The following is a 22,815-nucleotide window of genomic DNA, read 5'->3' on the forward strand; positions in this document are numbered from 1 at the left end:
GTGCGACATAACACCGCATTTTTCTGGCGGTTTTAATGCACCATTTTCTTTAATTGATATAAATAGGCGAGTGCCTGTTTCGGGCTAAGTTCATCAGGATCGAGCTTTTCGATAGCCTCACGCAGAGCATCGGTTTCTTGTTCAAAACTAAGTTCACCTTGGTGTTGATGGGCTTCACGCAAAGCTTGAATTTGTTGATCCGCCGCATGACCCGATATTCTCTCCAATTGCAGTAATTTTTGTTTTGCCAGTTTAATCACCGGTTGAGGAACACCCGCTAAAGCGGCGACTGCCAAACCATAGCTTTTGCTTGCCGCCCCTTCTTGAACTGCGTGCATAAAAGCAATGGTGTTGTTGTGCTCAAGGGCATCTAAATGGACGTTCACAATGCCTGAAAATTGTTCCGGCAACGCCGTTAATTCAAAATAATGGGTGGCAAATAAGGTGAGCGAACGCACATTTTTTGCCAGCCACTCGGCACATGCCCAAGCTAAAGAAAGCCCATCATAGGTGGAAGTGCCTCGTCCGATTTCATCGATTAAAACCAAACTTTGTGTGCCGGCTTGGTGGAGAATGTTCGCCATTTCCGTCATTTCGACCATAAAGGTGGAACGGCCGGAAGCCAAATCATCAGAGGCTCCGATACGGGTGAAAATGCGATCAATCGGCCCAATTTTTGCCTCATCTGCCGGCACAAAACTCCCTATATACGCCATTAATGCAATCAGTGCCGTTTGGCGCATATAGGTACTTTTCCCCCCCATATTCGGGCCGGTAATAATAAGCAAATGACGATCTTGATTAAGTTCAACGGGATTAGCAATAAAAGGGGCTTTTAACACCTGCTCTACCACCGGGTGACGACCGTTTTCAATGTGCATACTGATTTCATCACAGAAAGTGGGCATCACATAATTTAACCGGTCGGCACGTTCTGCCAAATTCACCAATACATCTAATTCAGATAACACAAGGCTTGCCAATTGCAATGCCCCTAAATGCGGGAGCAATAAATCGAATAATTCCTCATAAAGCTGTTTTTCCAACGCCAACGCCGCCCCTTTGGATTTCAGCACTTTGTCTTCATATTCTTTCAGTTCCGGGATGATATAGCGTTCCGCATTTTTTAAGGTTTGACGGCGCACATAATGAATCGGGGCTTTGTGGGCTTGCCCTTGGCTGATTTGAATATAATAACCATGAACCGCATTGAAGCCGATTTTTAAGGTATCGATCCCCGTGTTTTCCCGCTCACGTTTTTCCAAATTTTCTAAATACTGGGTCGCCCCATCAGAAAGGGTTCGCCATTCATCCAGTTCTGAGTTATAGCCTTCTGCAATCACCCCGCCATCACGAATTAAAAGCGGAGGGGTTTCAATAATCGCACGTTGGAGAAGATCCCATTGCTCGCTAAAATCAGCAATTTGATTGAAAAGTGCGGTTAAAAACGGCGGTGTTTTTTGTTGAACGACCGACCGCAGTTCGGGAAGTTGCGCTAAGGCACTACGCAGGCGGGTGAGATCCCGTGGACGGGCCGAACGCAATGCCACACGGGCTAAAATACGTTCCATATCCCCCACTTGCTTTAAATAAGGCTGTAATTCATCCACCAAATCAAAATTTAAAATTTCTGTAATCGCCTGCTGGCGTTGGCGCAGTTTTTGCGTGTCGCGAATAGGTTGATGGATCCAACGTTTAAGCAAACGGCTTCCCATTGGCGTCACACATTTATCCAATACAGAAGCAAGCGTATTCTCCGTTCCCCCGGCAAGATTTTGGGTGAGTTCTAAATTTCGTCTGGTGGCGGCATCCAGTTGAATATAATCTTGATTTTGCACCACACTAATACGGTGAATATGGGGCAATGCAGTACGTTGGGTTTCTTTGGCATATTGCAATAAACAGCCCGCCGCACTCAAACCAAGGGGCGATTTTTCCACCCCAAAGGCCCGCAAATCTTTCGTGCCGAATTGACGGTTCAACAAATTAATTGCCGTGCCTAGTTCAAACTCCCAAATAGGGCGGCGGCGCAACCCTTTGCAATGTTCGATAATGACCATATCACTGAAATCTTCGCAATACAGCAATTCCACCGGTGAAATACGTTGTAATTCCGCACGCAGGCTTTCCTTATTTTCCGGTTCACACAGTTGAAAAAGCCCCGATGTCATATCCAACATCGCCAAACCGAATTTCTCTTTTTCCTGATAAACACAGGCGATCAAATTGTCTTGCCGCTCCGGTAACAGGGCTTCATCACTCACCGTCCCCGGTGTCACAATACGCACAATTTGGCGTTCGACCGGTCCTTTGCTCGTAGCCGGATCCCCCACTTGTTCACAAATTGCGACTGGCTCGCCTAATTGAACCAATTTCGCCAAATACCCTTCTATCGCGTGATAAGGCACACCCGCCATCGGAATCGGCTGCCCTGCCGATTGCCCCCGTTTGGTGAGGGAAATATCCAACAAAGCTGCCGCTTTTTTCGCATCATCATAAAACAGCTCGTAGAAATCCCCCATACGATAAAACAGCAAAATATCCGGATTTTCTGCTTTGAGTTTGAGATATTGTTGCATCATGGGCGTATGTTGAGAAAAATTATCTTCTGAAATCATTGAGTTACCTGTTTTTTTGATAAGAAAATAGACGGCGGTATTAACCGAAAAATGTAGGTTATTTTAGAGGTTGAAAGAGGAAAAAGCCAATCCTAATCCTTTATCCCCGAAACATTCGGTGAAAGTGCGGTCGGTTTTGACCTTATTTTTCCCTTATCTCAGGTACTTTAGATGGAAAATGCTCACCAAAAGCGAGACGTTACGAAATCAAAGGGTTTACCTTCATTAATAAATCTTCATATTCCGCAATAGGTAAAATGACAAATTCTAATCATCCTTGCAGGCGTTAATATATTCGTGATTTAGATTCATTTTGCTTTCTTCTAGTGATAAGAGTAGCGACTACGATGTTTTATAAGATTATTGAAACAATTTAATGAAAATCTAAAGAAAAGGTGGAAAATTTCCACCTTAACTTAATATCACAACAAATATCGTTTTCCATTTAATGGAGGAGAAACAATCTGTTTTTGCTCAAGCTGGGCGAGTATTCTAGCAGCTCTGCTGAAACCTATTATCTTAAAACGACGTTGTATTTTACTAACAGAACAACTCTTAGTTTCACGAATATATTGAACAACTTCATCAAATAAAGGATCTAATTCATCATCTGAATTAACGCTTTCTTGATATTTGGGTATCTCAATGTAATTAGGTTCACCTTGTTTACGCCAATATTTAGTTATTTGTTCAATATCTTCATCTTTAACAAAAGGAGCTTGAAGATGTGTAGGTTCTCCCGTCCTTAGATCAGTAAGGAGAAAATCACCTCTATCTATTAAAGCTTCTGCGCCTGAATACCCTAATACAGCTTTTGAATCTACCTCTGATGACATAGAGAAAGCTATTCGACTAGGGATATTGGCTATGATGAGAGGCGTAATAATATCTGTACTTGTATTTTGTGTTGCAATCACTAGATGAATTCCTACTGCTCTTGATTTTTGAGCAAGACGAACGATTGATTCCTCAATTTTTTGTCTATATTTTGAAAGCATTACATCCGCAAATTCATCAATCACAACAACAATATAAGGTAATCTATCTTTATTATCTACTTTCTCGTTGTATCCAGTAATATCGCGAACGCTTTTTTTCACGAGCAGAATATATCGCCTTTCCATTTCATTTACACACCAACTCAAAGCATCTATTGTATTATCATTCGTTGTAATAACTGGGGATAGTAAGTGGGGAATATCATTATAGGGAGAGAACTCAACACCTTTATTGTCTATTAGCATTAGTTTTAATTCATCAGGTTTGAAATTAAGCAAAAGGCTCAAAATCATTGAATGTATCCAATTAGATTTTCCGCTCCTAGTAGCCCCCCCTATCAGTAAATGAGGAAATTTAGCTAAATCCGACACGATATAATTTGTTTCACTTATCATTCCGGATAAAACAGGTAAAGTCACTGTGCTATTTTTTAATTTTGCGAAATCAACTTTAGAAAAATTGGGTATTGTTCTTAATTCTTTGCGATAAGGGACTTCTAAAATACTGAAATCATAATATCTAATGGTAGGCACACGTAAAATTTTTGCTAATTCTTCTTCCACTTCTCCCTCAAAATAATAATTAAGAATAGGAAAATCTTCATTTTCTATAGCTACCACTTTAAATTTCATAAAACTTAGTGAAGCCCCTATAAATTCCACTAAACCGGGAATATTAAGTTTTCTAAAAGCATTATTTATATCAATAAGCATTTGATGATGGGCATTCTCAAAGTCTAGATAATTTTCTTTAAAGAAATATAAAGAAGGTACATTAATTTGGTTGTTTTTCATTATTTAACTCCACGCAGTTTATACTTTGTTAATCTATTTCTCTTCAATAATCCATTCTTTTTTAGAACCACCTTCTATGAGAATTCCCTCAATAGTCAATGTATGATCATCTTCATCAATAAATAAAGATACTGTGGCTTTATCATTAGAGCTTTCGGTAGAGATTAACTCATAAATATTTCTCTTCTTTTTCTCTCCTTTATATTGATAATAATTACCTTCATCATCTTGATATTCAACCGTTAATTCATTATCTTTAATTCTCACCTCTACAGGATAGTCATGAATAAGCTCTCCATTATCATATTCTCTAGCAGTTAAGTTTTTATGATTAATCACGTTAATTTTTTCAATAATATCTTTATCTTCACTTAAGCTGACAGGACGTCTTTTTACCCGAATCCTTCTTGGGTAATAGCACAAATCCCCATCTTCATCTTGATAAAAATAAACAACAGTAAATGGATATCTATGGGGATTTCCTCGCCCTAAAGAGGGAATATTTCGGTATTCTTTTAGGATTTTCTCTACTTCTCTTTCCGTTACTCCCTTCTTGAAGTCAAATAAAATCATTAAAGAATGATTTGGATGTTTCATTAGTTTTTTAATTTCACGCACATTATTTTCAGCTTTAAGGTTATTTGCCCCTTTATTCTTTGAGCGGACCGTAAACTCAACAGCAACATTGTCAATAAAGAAATCAAGACGACCTTGATAATTATTCGTAACCTGTACTTTGGCTTCCGGCTCAAGATGATCAAAATAACCAAGAAGATAACACCTGACCATTGGAAGTAGCTCTTGCTCTGTTTTTTGAGTGAAATTGAGCGTTTTTGTGAAATGTCTGTGATGATAAGCCTGATACAAGCGATAGAAAGCCTCAATCACATTTTGTTGAGAAACCATAATAACTCCTTAAATGTATAAAAAAGATTAAATGTACTTTAACAGATGTTTTTAAAAGAGTAAAACAGTTACAAAATAGCAATAAAAGATGATTTAGGGCTAGAAAATGTCGAAACTTTCAGTGACGGAAACAGATAGATTGATTGGTAAAAGAATCCAACAGAAACGCAAAGAAGTTGGGTTAAGTGCCGCAGAACTATCGGAACAAATCGGCATTGCCCAACAGCAACTTTCCCGCTATGAACGTGGGGAAAATAAAATCAATGTTTCCCACCTTGTTGAAATCGCCACCTTACTTAATACGCCGATTGGTTGGTTTTTTTATTGATTGTTTATCCGATCAAATTGAAAATGGTAGAAAAAAATTTATTCCTATAAACGAAAATGATGTGAAAAGTCGATTGAATTATCACTTAAATAATTTGAGTTTAGATAAGCAAAGGGGATTATTGGTTTTTTTGGAGACAGTTTTATAAAAATATTTCTCCTAACAACCGTTGAAATAATAAAAGGAATGGAGGGGATCACGAATGCGAAACCCTTTATAGAGAAAACCAACCAAAAATAAACCGCACTTTTGTGCGGTTTCGTTTGCCACCATCAATATTATTGAGCGGCTTTTAATTTTTGATAATAGCCTTCATACAGTTCAATGGCATCATCAACGTCTAGTTGCCATTGACTTCTATCGAGGACATCTTGGGCGATAAATGTAGCCTGATCCTCTGTTAATTCTTTTGGCAAGCGTTTTAATGCTTTGAGATTAGAAGTAGGATAACCAATTTGCAAAGTGAGTTTTTCTGCTACATCAGCACTCAGCAAATAATTGATTAACTTGTGCGCCCCTTCCACATTTTTAGCGGTTTTAGGGATGGCTAAATTATCAATCCAAAGCATCGTACCTTCTTTCGGATAAACCATATCAATTTTCGCACCCTCATTTTTGGCAATGCGAACAGATCCATTCCACAGTAAACCCACTTCCGTTTCGCCTGAAATAAAGCTGCTGGAAGGATTATCCGAATTAAATGCCAAAATATTGCCACGCAATTTGAGCAATTCTTGATAAGCCTCTTCCAACACCTTTGGATCTTGTGTGTTCGGATCTTTGTTTATTTTTAACAGGGCAATATTGAACAATTCTCTTGGGTCGTCCAACATTTGTAGGCGACCTTTAAATTCGGGCTTCCAAAGATCACCCCAAGATTGAAACTGGGTAGGATTTTGAGTATCCGTATTATAGGCAATGCCGGTCGCCCCAAATAACTGTGGTAATGAATACTTGTTGCCTTTATCAAAAGGTTTATCCAACATATTCGGGTCTAATTCTTTGATGACGGGAAGTTTTTTATGATCTAAGGCTTTCAGCATATCCTCCCGTATCATCTTGGAAACAAAATAGCTGGTCGGCGCAATCACATCATAACCACCGTGTTCGCCCTGTGTTTTAAGTTTGGCATACATCGTTTCGTTTGATTCCAAACTGGACACAATGACTTTAATACCGGTTTCTTTGGTGAAATTATCCAATAAACCTTCCGGCACGTATTCGCTCCAAGTATAGAGATACACCGTATTGTCGTTAGCGGCTGCGATATTGTGAATACCGAATAGAAGTACACTTGAACTGAAAAGTGCGGTCAATTTTTTCATAATTTTTTTATTCTCCTTGTAACAGAAAATAAAACCAGATCTCCTACAGCGAGATCGCCACACTCAAAGAGGGAAGAACCTTAGTATTTGAGGCTCAGTGATTGTAGGGTAATAGGCTCAATTTGCAATATTTTTTTAACATTTATCTGCGAATAAATAGAGGTCTGATGAGCTGTTTTAGAATAAAAAAACCAATGAGGAACACCACGTTCAACAATTATGGTTTTTCAAAAAACTGAACGATGCTTTTTATCACATTTTCCCTCAACCCATCCCGTTCGAATAAAATCTCATGTTTTGCTTGATGAACCAGTTCACAACAGGCGTTAGGGAAAAGTGCGGTCAGTTTTTGCAAAGTTTTGTTATCCACAATTTTTTCTTTTTCCGATTGCAAAATCAGCACGGGAATTTTAATGCGTGGCACAATTGTCGGTAGGCGTTTTATGGCATTGAGACACAAATGCACCCAACGAAAAGTGGGGCCGCCAAGATGAAGGGGGGGATATTTTCGGTTAATTCGATTCATCCATTTCATTCGGGTTTTGCAAAAACTCAATTCGTTACGCTCTAAATGCGCCGGTTTATACGCTCCCTTGCCGAACACATAACGCTCGCCCTGCCCCAATAAATTCATTGCGGCAATAATCAGTTCGTCCCGAATAGGATGTTTTAACGGCACGCCAAAAAAGGGGGAAGAAAGCACCGCTTTTTCAATGCGATGATCGCAATTTGCCAGATAATAAGCGGCAATCAGCGAACCAAGAGAATGGGAAACCAGATGTTGGGTTGGGTAGTCAAAAAGTGCGGTCGTTTTTTCAATCACTTTTTGCATATCTTCCACATAAAAACGAAACTCGTCCAAATGCCCTTTTTCCGGGTCTTGCAAAAGCCGAGCAGAATAGCCCTGCCCACGATGGTCGAACAACAACACATCGTAGCCTTGGTGATAAAAATCGTAGGCAAGCTCCGACCATTTCATCATATTTTCCGCCCGCCCATTCACTAAAATCATCAATTTTTTGACCGCACTTTCCTCGTGAACAAAATGACGATAGGCAATGCGAACATTGCCTTTGCCCATAAGATATTGAGTGGGGAAACGTTCAAAAAAAGGCAACAATTCCACCAAGGCAAATTGGCAAAAACGGGGTTCTCGAATCATAGGAATCTATAAAATAAAGGGCGTCAACAACGCCCTAGTGATAAATAGTTATTATGCCACCAACTGTTTCAAAATGCGGCGAACCGGCTCAGCAGCACCCCAAAGGAGTTGGTCGCCCACGGTGAAAGCAGCGAGGTATTCGCCCCCCATGGCGAGTTTGCGTAAACGACCGACCGGTACGCTTAATGTTCCCGTGACTTTTGCAGGGGTAAGTTCGCGCAATGTAGTTTCTTTGTCGTTTGGAATCACTTTCACCCATTCGTTATGGGAAGCGATGATTTGTTCAATTTCCGCCAACGGTAAATCTTTTTTCAGTTTGATGGTGAAGGCTTGGCTGTGGCAACGCAATGCACCGATACGCACACATAAACCGTCCACTGGGATTGGGTTATCGCTTAACCCTAAAATTTTGTTGGTTTCCGCATAGCCTTTCCATTCCTCTTTGGTTTGTCCGGTTTCCGGTAACAGTTTGTCGATCCAAGGAATGAGGCTGCCGCCCAATGCTGCACCAAAGTTTTCTGTTGGGAAATCGGCGGAGCGCATTTCTGCGGTTACTTTACGTTCAATGTCTAAAATGGAAGAAGCGGGGTTGGCTAATTCGTCTTTCACCGCATCACGCAATAACCCCATTTGGGAAAGCAATTCACGCATATTTTTTGCCCCTGCGCCCGATGCGGCTTGGTAGGTCGCCACGGAGACCCATTCCACTAAATCACGTTCAAATAAACCACCGATTGCCATCAACATCAGGCTCACGGTGCAGTTACCGCCCACAAAGGTTTTAATGCCGTTTTTTAGCCCTTCGTCAATCACCTTTTGGTTAACCGGATCAAGCACGATGATAGCATCTTTTTCCATACGCAATGCGGAAGCCGCATCCACCCAAAAACCGTTCCAGCCGGTTGCTTTTAATTTCGGATAAACCTCGTTGGTGTAATCACCGCCCTGACAAGTGACGATAATGTCTAATTTTTTCAGCTCTTCAATATCGAAAGCATTTTTGAGTTCGCCCGCCTCTTTGCCGGCAAAGACTGGGGCTTTTTGCCCTGCTTGTGAAGTGGTGAAGAAAATAGGATTGATGTTTGCAAAATCATTTTCTTGCACCATACGATCCATTAATACGGAACCGACCATTCCGCGCCATCCGATAAAACCAACGTTTTTCATAGTATTTTCCTTTGTTTATATTGTGTTTGAATAGGGTTATTAATTACAAGATAGTGTGGTTAAAATCAAGTATTTTTGTGAATTAAATAAGTGCGGTCATTTTTCACGCTAAAAATTAATTACACAGAATTTCATTCGATTAGTTTTCAAACAACTCCACACTCAACACGCCGTCTTCCGTTTTTAATAGTGTATAAATATCTTTAATCATCGTGTTGTCGATGGCAAAGCAGCGAATTTGAACGCGAATTTCGTTATTCGCTAAATCCTTGACAGAAAGATTTTCAATACGGTAATCGTTTTGAATTAATAAATCCGTGATGACCGCAAGAGAGGCGGATGAACTGAGATGAATGATAATTTTGGTTTTCTTTTTACGACCTTTACGGCGTACCAAACGTTGCACCATCGGGCTGAAACGCACAGCAACCAAGATCATTGCCGTTGCAATAAGTGCATCAAAAATAAAACCTGCACCTGTTGCGATGCCGATACCTGCCGCCGCCCAAATGATTGCGGCGGTGGTTAAACCGGAAATAGCATCATTCTTTTTATGTAAAATCACCCCGGCGCCGAGAAAACCAATTCCGCTGATAACTTGTGCGGCAAGACGCATGGGATCGGTGCGGATATTTTCCGACACTTGGGCGTAATGCTCTGCGGCTTGAATGGAAACCATGGTTAGCACGCAGGTGGTGATGGCAATAATTGAACAGGTTTTGATGCCCACGGGTTTGTGTTTTAACTCACGTTCCAAGCCGATAATGCTCCCCAAAAGCAAGGCTAAAAACATTTTACCGAGGATAATTAAATGATGAGAACTTAAAAGTGCGGTCAAAATGAGGGATGAATTTTCCATAGTGTGATTTTATTCATAAAATTAGGCAGAAATTCTAATGTGGGCTACGTGAAAATACAATTAATTTACAATCCTTTACCTTTAATTTATCGCCTTTCAATCAGAAAGAAGGTAGAATTGCGCGCTTAAAGATATGACTAAAATAGAGATAAATTTATGCAAAATTCAAGCCGGAATATCGGTTTTGTGAGCTTGGGTTGTCCGAAGAATTTAGTGGATTCCGAGCGGATTTTAACGGAATTGCGCACGGACGGTTATAACATTGTACCGAGCTATGAAAATGTCGATTTGGTGATTGTGAATACCTGCGGTTTTATTGATAGTGCAGTGCAAGAATCCCTAGAGGCTATTGGTGAAGCGTTGGAAGAAAATGGTAAGGTCATTGTGACCGGTTGCCTAGGTGCAAAAGAAGACCGCATCCGTGAAGTACATCCGAAAGTCTTGGAAGTGACGGGACCGCATAGTTATGAAGCAGTAATGGCACAGGTACATAAGTATGTGCCGAAACCTGCCCATAGCCCTTACACCAGTCTTGTGCCGAAACAGGGAGTAAAGCTCACACCGAAGCATTATGCTTACTTGAAAATTTCAGAAGGTTGCGACCATCGTTGCACATTTTGCATTATTCCTTCTATGCGGGGGGATTTGGAAAGCCGTTCTATCACCCAAGTATTGGATGAAGCCAAGCGTTTGGCGGAGGCGGGCGTGAAGGAATTGTTGGTGGTATCGCAAGATACCTCTGCCTATTCTATGGATTTAAAACGCCAAGAAGGAGGCGTAAAAACCGCCTTTTGGAACGGTATGCCGATTAAAAATGATTTGATGACACTCTGTAAACAGTTAGGGAAGTTGGGGATTTGGGTACGGTTGCATTACGTTTATCCTTATCCTCACGTAGATGACTTAATTCCATTAATGGCTGACGGTACATTATTACCTTACTTGGATATCCCGTTGCAGCACGCCAGCCCAAAAATCCTCAAGGCAATGAAAAGACCGGGCAGTATTGACCGCACTTTGGAACGCATCAAAAAATGGCGTGAAATTTGTCCGGATTTAACCCTGCGTTCCACCTTTATTGTGGGTTTTCCGGGGGAAACGGAAGAAGATTTTCAATTATTACTGGATTTCTTAAAAGAAGCCCGGCTTGATCGCGTGGGATGCTTCAAATTTAGTCCGGTGGAAGGCGCCCCCGCAACAGAGATGGCAGATCAAATACCGGAAGAAGTCAAAGAGGAACGTTTCCACCGTTTTATGCAACTGCAACAAGAAATCTCCGCCGACCGATTGAAACAAAAAGTCGGCAAATCCTTGGATGTGTTGGTAGATGAAATTGACGAAGAAGGCATCATCGGGCGATCAAAAGCCGATGCACCGGAAATTGATGGTGTGGTTTATATTGACAATATCAGTGGCAGCGAGGTCAAGGTTGGCAATGTGATTAAAGTAACTATTACCCAATCAGACGAATACGATCTGTGGGGAACCTGTTAATAAAAAAGAAGAAGGGAAACAAAATGTCTGAAGTAAAAAAACCAAGTGTAATACGCTTTGAAAAAGAAGTTGCCGCTAAGAACTATGAAGTAGCTTGCGTAGAATTGCTTGATATTCTCGGTAAAATTGATTCAAATTTTGGCGACATTCAAGATATTGAACTTGACGTTCCACAACAACTTGAAAATCTGGACAAAGATAAAAATATTTACTTTGCTACCCGTATGGCTGTCGCTATCACGCAACTATTCAGCGATCCCAAATTAGATATTTCTCCATCGGGTGCATTACGTTTCCTTGTTTTACAACGTTGGTTGAATATGATTTTTGCTTCTTCCCCTTTTGTGAATGCAGACCATATTTTACAAACCTATAACACCAATCCTGCACCTCAAAATCCATTAGATATTCATTTAGATACTTCAACGAAGACATCATTAATCAAATTCTGTATTCTTTATTTGCCGGAATCCAACGTTAATCTTAATTTAGATGCTTTATGGGAAATTGATGCGGATTTATGTGCCTCACTTTGCTTTGCGCTACAATCGCCCCGCTTTATCGGTACACAGCCGGCATTTAGTAAACGTGGTGCCTTGTTACAATGGTACCCTGAAAAATTAGTTCAACTTGAAAACCTTAACAATCTCCCGAGTGGTATTTCTCACGATGTCTATATGCATTGTAGCTATGACGTGGCAGCCAATAAACATAATGTAAAACGAGCTTTAAACCAAGTGATCCGCCGCCATCTTCTTGCTTCAGGCTGGACAGATCGTGATGTGAACAAATTGGGTGAACGCAATGGAAAACCGGTGATGGTAGTACTTTTAGAACATTTCCACTCCGCACATTCCATTTATCGTACCCACTCCACCTCAATGACTGCGGCACGTGAGCGTTTTCATTTAATCGGTATTGGCGGCGAAGCGGTGGATGACGCCGGCAGAGCGGTATTTGATGAATTTCATTTAATGAAAGGCAATAACGTCCTTGAAAAATTGCAGTTTATAAAATCAATTTGTGAGGAAAACGGTGCGGCAATACTTTATATGCCAAGTATCGGCATGGATCTTACCACCATTTTTGCCAGCAATACCCGCCTTGCACCAATCCAAGTGATTGCCCTCGGACACCCGGCCACGACCCATTCCGATTTCATCGAATATGTGATTGTGGAAGACGATTATGTGGGATCAGAAGACTGCTTCAGCGAAACCCTATTACGACTGCCAAAAGATGCATTGCCTTATGTGCCGTCAGCCCTTGCCCCACAAAACGTAGAATATCGCCTACGCAAAAATCCGGAAGTAGTGAATATCGGTATCGCCTCAACCACCATGAAATTAAACCCGTATTTCTTGGAAGCGTTAAAAGCCATTCGTGATCGTGCCAAAGTAAAAGTGCACTTCCACTTTGCACTGGGTCAGTCCAGTGGCATTACCCATCCTTATGTGGAGCGTTTTATTAAATCTTATTTAGGTGATGATGCCACGGCTCATCCGCACTCGCATTATCATCAATATCTGCGAATTTTGCACAACTGCGATATGATGGTAAACCCATTCCCATTTGGCAACACAAACGGTATTATTGATATGGTCACTCTTGGTTTGGTGGGCGTTTGTAAAACCGGCCCAGAAGTGCATGAACATATTGATGAAGGCTTATTCAAACGCCTGGGCTTACCGGAATGGTTGATTGCCAATACGGTGGATGACTATGTAGAAAGAGCCATTCGTTTAGCGGAAAACCACGAAGAACGCTTGGCTTTACGCCACCATATTATTGAAAATAACGGATTAAAAACCCTCTTTACCGGCGATCCAAGCCCAATGGGTAAAGTCTTGTTGGAAAAATTAAACGAGTGGAAATCGGCAAATTTAGTGAAAAAACCAAAGAAAAAAGCCACGACGAAAAAATCCGATAGCTCAAAAACAACCAAGAAAAGTGCGGTCAAATCCGAGGCTAAATCGGCAGTGAAAAAGACAAAGAAAGCGACTAAAAAAGCCGAATAATAAAAAATCCCCACAAGGGGATTTTTTATTGATGAATACGACAAAAAGAGCGGTTAATTTGACCGCTCTTTTCATCTTAGTCGGTGTTATGTAGCACTTGCACAAAACTATTGGATATCTTCCCTCCCCCGTTTACGGGGGGAGGTGCCGCAGGCGGAGGGGGGGAAGAGCGGTTATTTTTCACCGAGTTTTTGCAACTTTGTTGCGATCCCCCTGTAAGGTGACGCCTAGCTCCCAGTAAACGGAGGGAGCGAAAAATTATCTATTGTGTAACTGCTACATAATACTGATATTAGTTTAACGTCTTGGTAAATAACGAATCGGGTCCACCGATTTACCTTTATAACGAATTTCAAAGTGAAGTTTTACGTTATTGGTGCCGGTGCTACCCATTTTCGCAATCTCTTGCCCTGCTTTGATTTCTTGCTGATCGCTAACAAGGATTTTATCATTGTGGGCATAGGCACTTAAGAAATCATCGTTATGTTTAATGATGATAAGATTACCATAACCACGCAATGCATTACCGGCGTAAACTACCCGCCCTGCTGCTGCGGCTTTCACCGATTGTCCACGAGAACCTGCAATATCAATCCCTTTGTTACCTCCATCAGTACTTGAGAAACCTTGGATAATATTTCCATTTGTAGGCCATTGCCAGGCGATATTTGAGGCAATTGGCTCCACCACATTGGCATTCACCGGCGTGGTATTCCCTGTTGCTACCGGTGTGGTTGGAACATTGATTGGCATTGTCGGGCTTGGTGCGCTAGAAGCCACACCTACGCCTGATTTAATTGGACCAATCACCGTTCCATCAGATCCAATTTGGGTCCCATTTGCGCCTGGGGTATAAGTCACTGCCGGGGTAGCCGGTGCCGAATTATTTACCGGCACGGTAGTTGTGATCGTTTTTGTGGTACATTTTCCAATTTTTAAGGTCTGCCCAACGCTTAAGCTGTAAGGCTCTGACATATTATTTAATGCCGCCAATTCTTTAACGTCCATACCGGCTAAGTAAGCGATAAGGAACATCGTATCACCTTTATTGACTTTATAAGTGCTCCCTTTATATGAGCCTTTTTGAATTTGGCTGTAATCCGGGGCATTGGTATTCGGATTGCGTGGCACATTAATTGGGCTTGAGTTTGTACAATCTGACACGGTTTTGGTTACCGTTTTAGTTTGAGGGTGTACAGGCGCCGATGTTGTAGGTTGTACCGACTGATAAGTCGGTTGTGTGGGGACGCTTGGCATAGTATTTTGTTGAATTTCCGGCTGCCAAGTGCCGCTACTGCTGTTGTCCACCGGCTGCATAATACCCGGTGAAAGTTCCCCACCGGCATTTTCAATTGGCGCTTGGGTATTCGATGAACAAGCAGTTAAAATTGTCACACTCAGAGGCAATAATAAAAACGATTTCTTCATTTATTTTTCCTTCTTATTTCATGGTATTTGGCATCGTTTGTTGTTCGATTTCCGGCATAAAACTGCCTCCTGCAACGGCGCCTGTGCCTTCAACAGGCTGCATAATACCATTGGGTAACACATTCGGATCTTGGGCTTCTTGCGAAGCACAAGCAGATAACACAAACACCATAGACAACATAAATAAATATTTATTCATTACCTATCCTATTTATTTCAAAATAAAGTAAGCCACCACAGCAAGCACAACCACCGCCCAGCCAATAATTTCAATGGATTGACGTAATTTTGCTGCAAATTTTTCTCCGCCCCAAGCAGCAAGTTTTGCCACCAACAAAAAACGTGCTGCTCGAGAGATAAATGCCGTGACTACAAAAGGCAAAAACGCCATTTGCATGACGCCGGCACAAATCGTAAACACTTTATAGGGAATAGGGCTGAAACCTGCCACGAAAACTACCAATCCCCCCCATTGCTCAAACCAGCTTATCGCTGTTGCCCAGTGTTCACCATAGCCCCATTGCTGGACAATCCCCTGTACCCAATCTGTTGCAAAATAACCGATGGCATAGCCCACCATACCGCCAAGAACAGAAGCAATCGCTGTATAAAGAGCCAATTTGACCGCACTTTTTGGCTTTGACATCGACATAGGGATCAACATCACATCCGGCGGAATGGGGAAAAAGATCGCTTCAATAAAACTCACAAAGGATAGCCAAAACGCCGCAAAACGATGTGTCGACCACGCCATGGTTTTATCGTACATGGAGCCAAAAATATTCATTCCCTTCACCTTCTAATTATCATTTAATCAAAAAACGTGCATTATTCACGTTCCAGCCAATCTTGTAAAGCCTGAATTGAATGATGTGCTGTCATATCCGCTTGGATAGGGGTAATGGATACATAGCCATTTTTTACGGCATGAAAATCCGTACCCTCTTGCTCGTTTTCCGGCAAACCGGCAGGACCAATCCAATAAATGGCTTCACCACGAGGATCTTCTTGTTTTATCACCTCTGCCGCAGATGAACGGTAACCCAAATGGCAAACTTTATAGCCTTTGAGTTCCTCATAAGGCAAATCCGGTACATTAATATTGATAATTTCTCGAGGATTTAATAATTGATTATGCAATTTGGGAATTAAATCTGCCACCACTCGGGCTGCGGTTTCATAATGTTGGCGGCCATCTAGTGAAACAGCAATGGAAGGCAAACCCAAATGGCGCCCTTCTAATGCAGCCGCCACAGTGCCGGAATAAAGGGTATCATCTCCCATATTACACCCGGCATTAATGCCCGAAACCACTAAATCTACCTGACCGGATAAAAAACCGTTTAAGGCTAAATGCACACAATCTGCCGGCGTGCCGTTAATGCAATAATCCCCATTATCTAAATGACGAGGGCGTAAGGGTTCAACCAAGGTTAATGCACCGGAGGCGGCGCTGCGATTGCGATCCGGTGCGACAATCACCACATCTGCAAATTGGCGTAATTCTGCCGCTAAAATTTGAATACCTTCTGCGTGAAAACCATCATCATTACTTAATAAAATTCGCATTATACTTCTTCCTTAATATAGTGAATTAAAATGAGACAAGTCAGCCCGCTGTAGATAGTACAAAGTACAGCAAGGCGGGCTTAGGCAGTATCATCGAAATTTTAATTCACTATAATTGACTAATTCCCGAATCAGTGCCGTGGCATAACTCCCTGCCGGCAAATAAAAAGAGAGCCTTAAGCCTTCCTCAACAAACTGCCATTGGAAATGTGCTGGGCGCATCAAAAGCGGGCGGCGTGCCGCTTTCATTCTTTCTTGTTTCATTAAAGATGAGAATACCTCATGTTGTTCCACAATGGCATTTTCAATATTTGAAGCCTGCGGATTTTCTTCCCCAATAAGCGGTGCGGTGAGCAAAATATCTTGATTTTCTAACCGCACTTGTAAGGCATCTAAGTCTTCTGTGTCATCGGCTTTAAACCAGCTGTGTGAGCCGTTTAATTGCACAACATCATTGGGCAAAATCTGTTGTGCAAGGTTTTGTTCAATGCGTGCCGCCACCACTAAATTAAAAATTTCACTACGAGCGGCGGAAAGGTAAAAACTGCGTTTTTTGCGATCTTTAACTTTAATTTCGCCTTTTGCCCAACGTAATGCTTGTGTGAGATTATGCCCATCTCGGCCAAAGCGTTGTTCCGTAAAATAATTGGGAAACCCCACCTTTTCCACAACCTCTAAACGAGCCTTTAATTCCTCGTTTTCTTTGGCATCACGCAGCAAAATATCAAAATAATTGCCTTGTAAACTACCGGTGCGGATTTTGCGATGATGACGAGTGACCGCTAAGATCTCTACCCCTTCTAATTCAAAACCGCTGAAATCCGGTGTATCTTGCCCCGGCATTTGCAAGCAGAACCATTGTTCTGTCACCGCTTGACGATCTTTTAAACCGGCATACCCCATATTCCGCACCGACACGCCGGCAAATTGCGCCAATTTATCCCCCACAAATAAGGTGTTGCACCCTGTTTTGCGAACCTTCAACGCCACAAACTCCCCCTCACCAGACATTTCATAGCCCAGATCTTCTTTCACCACAAAATCTGCACAGTGTTGTTTTAAAAGTGCGGTGGATTTTGGCGGTGTTTTTAAGCTGAGGTAAGGAAGTGGTGCAAGCATGGTTTTAATGAGGTTAGGTTGAAAATAATCTGCGAAATTTTATGCGACTTTTGGGGATTTATCCACTAAAATAACCGCACTTTTCACGCCAACTAAGGAATTCATCATGACGGATTTTTCCGCACTTCAAGCAGAAACACGCGAAATTATCACCGATTTATTAAATGACGGCAGCGATCCCTCTGCCCTTTATATTATTGAGCATCATATCGCACATGATGATTTTGATTTATTGGAAAAAATTGCGCTAGAAGCATTCAAAGCCGGCTATGAAGTTTCAGAGGCGGAAGAATTTGAGGATGAGCATGGAAAGGCGATTTTCTGTTTTGATATCATCAGTGAAGTGGAATTAAAACCGGAAATTATTGACGCCCAACAAAAAGCACTTTTACCCCTCATTGAAAAACACAAAGGGACTTATGACGGCTGGGGGACTTATTTTGAAGATCCGAATGCCGATGAAGACGAATACGGCAATGATGGTGAATTTTTTGATGACGACGAGGTCGAAGAAGCACGTTTACATTAATTCACTCATTCAATAAGCCTTTTATAATCATCAGACTGCGCTATAAAAGTGCGGTCATAAAAACAACCTTTTTGAACGTTGGTTTGCCTACGGCACCAAAGGCGTGGATAAATCGCTTTAGTAATTGGTGAATAATTTTTGGAGAAATTTATGAAATTAAAAGCATTCAGCCTTGCGCTATTAGCCTTACCCTTGGCAACATCTGCCTTGGCAGAAAACGCTGTTACCCAGCAAGCTAATTTGGTTTCCTTTAGTACCGAAGCGGAAAAAAGCATAGAACGTGATTTACTGAATGTCCGTTTATTTTATCAAGTGGACGGCAAAAATTTAGCTGACTTAAATAAGACAATTTCAGAGCGTTTAAATAAAGCCGTGGGTATCGTTCAAAAACAAAGTGCGGTGGAGATTAAAGGCAATTCCCGTCAAACCTCCGTTCGTTACGACAACGAAGGGAAGAAAACTGGTTGGATTGCCCGAGCGGATCTCACATTAGAAAGCAAAGATTTCCAAGCCTTATCAGATGTGCTCAACGCCCTTGATGGCATTCTTGCCATTGAAGATGTGAATGCAACTATTTCCCCTGAAAAACTCATGGGTGTAGAAAGCGAATTAACACAAGCGGTGATTGAACAATTTAAAAATAAAGCCACATTAATTCAACAGTCATTACAAATGAAAAATTACCGCATTCTTAATTTAGACATTTCCTCGGTAAACGAGCCTGTATCTATCCGTCCTTATGCTGCACCACGCGCCGCCAAAGTCGCCATGCTATCTGCCGATGCCGCCCCTGAGGCACTTTTAGAAAGTGGAAAAGAAGCGGTACGAGTACGGGCAAACGCACAAATTGAATTGCTTAAGGATTAATTTCCTATACAATTCCTCTTTCTTCTATACAATGACAACAATTTCACACAATAAGGAAACCTCATGAACGTAGCAAAAAATGTCGTGGTGAGCATTGCTTACCAAGTACGCACCCAAGATGGTGTATTAGTGGACGAAGCACCGGCCAATCAACCCTTAGAATATTTACAAGGTCATCATAATTTAGTCGTTGGTCTTGAAAAAGCCCTTGAAGGCAAAGCAGTAGGCGATAAATTTGAAGTTCGTGTCCAACCGGAAGAAGGTTATGGCGAATATAATGAAAATATGGTGCAACGTGTACCTAAAGAGGTGTTCCAAGGAGTTGATGAATTAGTGGTGGGTATGCGTTTCTTAGCCGACACGGATATTGGCCCAATTCCTGTAGTGATTACCGAAGTAGACGGAGATGAAGTGGTGGTGGACGGTAACCATATGTTAGCCGGTCAAGAATTACACTTCACCGTTGAAGTGGTCGCCACCCGTGAAGCCACCTTAGAAGAAATCGCCCATGGTCATGTTCATGGTGCACATGGTCATCATCACCATGATAGTGACGAAGAAGGTCACGGCTGTGGTTGTGGCGGTCATCATCATAATCACGATCATGGACATGAAGGTTGCTGTGGCGGCAGTCATAAACAAGATCATCACGGACATGGCGGTTGTGGCTGCGGCGGTCACTAATTTTCGCTCAAAAGAGAAAGGGCAACTCATGTTGCCTTTCTTTTTGTCTGATAAATGAAGGAAAAATGATGAAAAAAATCCTACTGTTAACGCTTCTTTTTTGGCTGAGTGGCTGTGCGATGAACACCAAAGTTGAACAAACAGAAGTGAAACCACAAATGGCAGAAGCACAACATTTTTCAGGGAAAATCACCGGCTATGAAACTGCAAACTATCCTTTTTTTGTGAAAAAAGGGCAGAATTTAAACATCAGTATGGCGACATTTTTCCCCCATGCTTACTTCAATATCCTGCCCCCTCAAGGAAAAGAAGCTATTTTTAACGGCAGTGTACAAGGCGACCAATTTGAAGGGGTCGCACAAGAAACCGGAGAATATCAGGTTCAGGTTTATATGATGCGAGCCCAAGCCCGAAGAAATGAGACCGCATCTTATCAATTAGAAATCATTGTGGGCCATGAGTTGCCATAACGCAGCTCAACATTTTAAAAGCAATCAGGACTTTGTTTTTTCCATCGCAGTCCGTGACATTTTCAATACCATTTTTCTTGGTAAAAAAGGAATAATCCATTCTAGGGCGAATTTGAGTTTGCTTTCGTTAAACGCAACCAATTCCCCCTTTAACATGGCTTGATAACCATATTCAGCTACAGATTGCGGGCTTTTCGCATGCTTCCATGCCTCAATATCTTCCAATCCACCGGCTTCCACAAATCCCGTAGCAACTGCACCTGGGCAAAGTGCGGTCACGGTTACGCCAAATTCTCGCACTTCTTCGGCAATAGCTTGGCTAAAGGAAGTGACATAAGCTTTTGTCGCATAATAAACGGCCTGTAACGGACCGGGCATAAATGAAGCGGTTGATGAAACATTAAGGATTTTCCCGCTTTTACGGGCGATCATCGCCTGCAAATACAAATGGGATAATTCGGTTAAAGCGGTGATATTAAGTTGGATCATTTGCCCTTCTTTGGCAAGATCACGTTCAAAAAATCGCCCATGCCCACCGACACCGGCATTATTTATCAAAATATCCACTTGAATACCTTTTGCCTCAGTTTCATCAAAAATAGTTTGAGCCGCCTGAGGTCGAGCTAAATCTTGAGCGATAGTCCAAACTTTGACACCAAATTGTTGTTTGAGATCTTGCGCAATTTGACTGAGTTTTTCTTGCGAACGAGCGACTAATACTAAATCGCCTCCTTTTTGTGCATGAATTTTGGCTAATTCCAAGCCAATCCCATTTGATGCACCGGTAATTAATGCAGTTTTATTCATTTTCATTCCTTATTTTGTTCAATGTTGACACTATGATATTATTCGATAAATAAAATATATAAAAAGGTAAAAATAGCAATATTTATGGTAAAAAACGGAAATATCGTTGAAAAAATTACACATACTCAACCCATATTGGAAATATGTTTGTTCAGTGAATTTAAACAAAGTGATTTACAGGCGGATGAATTAATTCGCCAACAACTTAGTGGGCAACATCGCTTTGATTTTTATGTGTGGTTATGGGTCACAAAAGGTGAATGTTGGCATGAATTGGATTTTAAAAAGGTACAACAATGTGCCGGTGAATGGTTACTGATTTATCCTCAGCAAGTTCACCACTTTTTGTCCATGGAAGGTTGGGATGGCTGGGGAATGTCTTTTCCTGCCGAATGGCTCTCACCTCAGTGGGGTAAGATCGAACAAATATTGCCACAGCGACATTTTGTAACCACGGAACAATCTGAATTGCTTGAACCCACACTAAAACAGTTAAAACAATATCGTTACTTCAATTGGAGAGAGCGAAATGAAACCCTTTTATTAAAGTCGCAATTACAGAGTTTTATGCTCTTATTACAGACACTATATGTCGATAATCATTGTACGGTTAAACAGCAAAATCCCCGTTGGCAACAGTTTTCTCAGCTACTGGAGCAATATTTTTGCGAACAGCACCAAGTGCAATTTTATGCCAAACAGCTGGCTTGTTCCGAAAAAACGCTGAGTACAACCTGCTTAACCTATGCCGGATTGCCAACCAAAATACTCATTAATCAGCGTTTGCTGCTAGAGGCAAAACGTCTGCTGGTTCATACCTCACAATCGATTAAACATATCGCCTTACAACTCGGCTTTGAAGAAGCCACCCATTTCAATAAATTCTTCAAAAAAAATGAACAATGCACACCCAAAACCTTTCGGGAACAATACAATATAGGTAGAAAAATAATAAAATCCCCAAACATATCAAGATATTATTAGTAAAGGAATATACGCTATGATACCTAAGATTTCTCGTGATTTTAGAGCAATCGATCATGTCACGCTATCGCTTAATGGTGATTTTATAGGTGGAAAAGAGCATAGCTATTATTGAGTGGCATCAGTTATTTATTTCTAGGATCTTAAATGATATGAAAAAATTTATTTTATTAATATTATTTTCATTTAGTCAAACTGCATTTTCAAATAATGAATTGTTTACTAAAGTAAAACAAAAATTAAAAAATGATCCTATTGTATTTAACCAGTTTCAATATTTAGGGATACTTCATTGTTTAGATAAATACTTAAAAATAGAAAATAATGGAAATTTTTACAACGCTTATCTAGAATTAGATCTTGCTTTATCACCGATTACTAGATTATTTACCGATGAAGGATTGAATAACATATATCAAAATTTTGAAAAGAATTTTCCCCACATAAAAAGAGATAATGTGAAATCACTAAATTTCAATAATTATATAAAGATATGCCAAAACGAATTTTCAAAGAAAAAAACTTTAAATATATATCATCAGTTTATTATTGATAAAAATAACTATCATAAAGCAGGAGAAGACAATACAAATTGGGAAAATGAAGATATCGAGCAAAATATGAAAGATTATTTAGAGTTTGGAAAAATAAATTATAAAAGGTTTTTATAATTTATTTTGGGGCTGAC

General features: G+C 41.0%; 22 protein-coding genes. 9 read left to right on the forward strand and 13 right to left on the reverse strand.

Annotation, left to right across the window (positions count from 1 at the left end; genetic code table 11):
* Positions 1 to 32: 32 nt before the first annotated feature.
* From mutS to BKK52_RS12125, 3 genes are all read right to left on the reverse strand, one after another.
* The gene (mutS, locus tag BKK52_RS12115) at positions 33 to 2,618 is read right to left on the reverse strand and encodes a DNA mismatch repair protein MutS (protein ID WP_077478794.1); all 2,586 of its coding nucleotides are present in this window, start codon (positions 2,616 to 2,618) and stop codon (positions 33 to 35) included.
* Between the two features lie 422 nt (positions 2,619 to 3,040).
* Entirely contained in the window at positions 3,041 to 4,411 is a 1,371-nt protein-coding gene (locus tag BKK52_RS12120; protein WP_077478795.1) for an FtsK/SpoIIIE domain-containing protein, read from the reverse strand.
* Between the two features lie 33 nt (positions 4,412 to 4,444).
* Positions 4,445 to 5,317: a hypothetical protein gene (locus tag BKK52_RS12125; protein WP_077478796.1), complete on the reverse strand. Its 873-nt coding sequence runs from the start codon at positions 5,315 to 5,317 to the stop codon at positions 4,445 to 4,447.
* A gap of 106 nt (positions 5,318 to 5,423) precedes the next feature.
* Between BKK52_RS12125 and BKK52_RS13980 the strand changes: the two genes are divergently transcribed.
* A complete protein-coding gene (locus BKK52_RS13980) occupies positions 5,424 to 5,645 on the forward strand; it encodes a helix-turn-helix domain-containing protein (protein ID WP_244160253.1) in 222 nt (73 codons plus the stop codon).
* Positions 5,646 to 5,923: 278 nt separating this feature from the next.
* Here the strand turns inward: BKK52_RS13980 and BKK52_RS12135 are convergent, their stop codons facing one another.
* The 4 genes from BKK52_RS12135 to BKK52_RS12150 all read right to left on the reverse strand — a co-directional run bounded on the left by BKK52_RS12135 (position 5,924) and on the right by BKK52_RS12150 (position 10,158).
* Entirely contained in the window at positions 5,924 to 6,970 is a 1,047-nt protein-coding gene (locus BKK52_RS12135; RefSeq protein WP_077421303.1) for an extracellular solute-binding protein, read from the reverse strand.
* A 217-nt stretch (positions 6,971 to 7,187) separates the two neighbouring features.
* On the reverse strand, positions 7,188 to 8,132 hold the full coding sequence (locus BKK52_RS12140) for an alpha/beta fold hydrolase (RefSeq protein WP_077421302.1): 945 nt from the start codon (positions 8,130 to 8,132) through the stop codon (positions 7,188 to 7,190).
* A gap of 51 nt (positions 8,133 to 8,183) precedes the next feature.
* Positions 8,184 to 9,299 carry an aspartate-semialdehyde dehydrogenase gene (asd, locus tag BKK52_RS12145; protein ID WP_077421301.1) on the reverse strand — a complete coding sequence of 372 codons (1,116 nt, stop codon included), beginning with the start codon at positions 9,297 to 9,299 and terminating at the stop codon, positions 8,184 to 8,186.
* Between the two features lie 139 nt (positions 9,300 to 9,438).
* Positions 9,439 to 10,158, reverse strand: a complete 720-nt coding sequence (locus tag BKK52_RS12150) for an MgtC/SapB family protein (RefSeq protein WP_077421300.1) — start codon at positions 10,156 to 10,158, stop codon at positions 9,439 to 9,441.
* Positions 10,159 to 10,314: 156 nt separating this feature from the next.
* Here BKK52_RS12150 and rimO point away from each other — a divergent pair, with 156 nt between their 5' ends.
* Both rimO and BKK52_RS12160 read left to right on the forward strand, forming a co-directional pair.
* Positions 10,315 to 11,652 (forward strand): 30S ribosomal protein S12 methylthiotransferase RimO, encoded by a 1,338-nt coding sequence (gene rimO / locus BKK52_RS12155; protein WP_077478797.1) that lies wholly within the window; start codon positions 10,315 to 10,317, stop codon positions 11,650 to 11,652.
* 23 nt (positions 11,653 to 11,675) lie between these two features.
* Positions 11,676 to 13,670 carry a UDP-glucose:protein N-beta-glucosyltransferase gene (locus BKK52_RS12160; RefSeq protein ID WP_077478798.1) on the forward strand — a complete coding sequence of 665 codons (1,995 nt, stop codon included), beginning with the start codon at positions 11,676 to 11,678 and terminating at the stop codon, positions 13,668 to 13,670.
* 297 nt (positions 13,671 to 13,967) lie between these two features.
* Here the strand turns inward: BKK52_RS12160 and nlpD are convergent, their stop codons facing one another.
* The 5 genes from nlpD to truD all read right to left on the reverse strand — a co-directional run bounded on the left by nlpD (position 13,968) and on the right by truD (position 17,786).
* Positions 13,968 to 15,098: a murein hydrolase activator NlpD gene (nlpD, locus tag BKK52_RS12165; RefSeq protein ID WP_077478799.1), complete on the reverse strand. Its 1,131-nt coding sequence runs from the start codon at positions 15,096 to 15,098 to the stop codon at positions 13,968 to 13,970.
* A gap of 13 nt (positions 15,099 to 15,111) precedes the next feature.
* On the reverse strand, positions 15,112 to 15,297 hold the full coding sequence (locus tag BKK52_RS12170) for a putative periplasmic lipoprotein (protein WP_077418121.1): 186 nt from the start codon (positions 15,295 to 15,297) through the stop codon (positions 15,112 to 15,114).
* 12 nt (positions 15,298 to 15,309) lie between these two features.
* Positions 15,310 to 15,885: a YqaA family protein gene (locus tag BKK52_RS12175; protein WP_077418119.1), complete on the reverse strand. Its 576-nt coding sequence runs from the start codon at positions 15,883 to 15,885 to the stop codon at positions 15,310 to 15,312.
* 41 nt (positions 15,886 to 15,926) lie between these two features.
* Positions 15,927 to 16,667 carry a 5'/3'-nucleotidase SurE gene (gene surE, locus BKK52_RS12180; RefSeq protein ID WP_077478800.1) on the reverse strand — a complete coding sequence of 247 codons (741 nt, stop codon included), beginning with the start codon at positions 16,665 to 16,667 and terminating at the stop codon, positions 15,927 to 15,929.
* A 90-nt stretch (positions 16,668 to 16,757) separates the two neighbouring features.
* Positions 16,758 to 17,786 carry a tRNA pseudouridine(13) synthase TruD gene (truD, locus tag BKK52_RS12185; RefSeq protein ID WP_077478801.1) on the reverse strand — a complete coding sequence of 343 codons (1,029 nt, stop codon included), beginning with the start codon at positions 17,784 to 17,786 and terminating at the stop codon, positions 16,758 to 16,760.
* A gap of 106 nt (positions 17,787 to 17,892) precedes the next feature.
* Between truD and rraB the strand changes: the two genes are divergently transcribed.
* The 4 genes from rraB to BKK52_RS12205 all read left to right on the forward strand — a co-directional run bounded on the left by rraB (position 17,893) and on the right by BKK52_RS12205 (position 20,336).
* A complete protein-coding gene (rraB, locus tag BKK52_RS12190) occupies positions 17,893 to 18,315 on the forward strand; it encodes a ribonuclease E inhibitor RraB (RefSeq protein WP_077478802.1) in 423 nt (140 codons plus the stop codon).
* A 150-nt stretch (positions 18,316 to 18,465) separates the two neighbouring features.
* On the forward strand, positions 18,466 to 19,182 hold the full coding sequence (locus tag BKK52_RS12195) for an SIMPL domain-containing protein (protein WP_077478803.1): 717 nt from the start codon (positions 18,466 to 18,468) through the stop codon (positions 19,180 to 19,182).
* A gap of 63 nt (positions 19,183 to 19,245) precedes the next feature.
* Positions 19,246 to 19,866 carry a peptidylprolyl isomerase gene (slyD, locus tag BKK52_RS12200; RefSeq protein ID WP_077478804.1) on the forward strand — a complete coding sequence of 207 codons (621 nt, stop codon included), beginning with the start codon at positions 19,246 to 19,248 and terminating at the stop codon, positions 19,864 to 19,866.
* Between the two features lie 68 nt (positions 19,867 to 19,934).
* On the forward strand, positions 19,935 to 20,336 hold the full coding sequence (locus tag BKK52_RS12205) for a hypothetical protein (protein ID WP_077478805.1): 402 nt from the start codon (positions 19,935 to 19,937) through the stop codon (positions 20,334 to 20,336).
* A gap of 24 nt (positions 20,337 to 20,360) precedes the next feature.
* Here the strand turns inward: BKK52_RS12205 and BKK52_RS12210 are convergent, their stop codons facing one another.
* Positions 20,361 to 21,143 (reverse strand): SDR family NAD(P)-dependent oxidoreductase, encoded by a 783-nt coding sequence (locus BKK52_RS12210; RefSeq protein WP_077421511.1) that lies wholly within the window; start codon positions 21,141 to 21,143, stop codon positions 20,361 to 20,363.
* 84 nt (positions 21,144 to 21,227) lie between these two features.
* Here BKK52_RS12210 and BKK52_RS12215 point away from each other — a divergent pair, with 84 nt between their 5' ends.
* Together BKK52_RS12215 and BKK52_RS12220 are read left to right on the forward strand one after the other, a co-directional pair.
* The gene (locus BKK52_RS12215; RefSeq protein ID WP_077421512.1) at positions 21,228 to 22,127 is read left to right on the forward strand and encodes an AraC family transcriptional regulator; all 900 of its coding nucleotides are present in this window, start codon (positions 21,228 to 21,230) and stop codon (positions 22,125 to 22,127) included.
* A gap of 152 nt (positions 22,128 to 22,279) precedes the next feature.
* Positions 22,280 to 22,798 (forward strand): hypothetical protein, encoded by a 519-nt coding sequence (locus tag BKK52_RS12220; protein ID WP_143531427.1) that lies wholly within the window; start codon positions 22,280 to 22,282, stop codon positions 22,796 to 22,798.
* The last annotated feature ends 17 nt before the right edge of the window (positions 22,799 to 22,815 follow it).

The organism is Rodentibacter trehalosifermentans (assembly GCF_002000545.1).
In the GTDB taxonomy this organism is placed as follows: domain Bacteria; phylum Pseudomonadota; class Gammaproteobacteria; order Enterobacterales; family Pasteurellaceae; genus Rodentibacter; species Rodentibacter trehalosifermentans.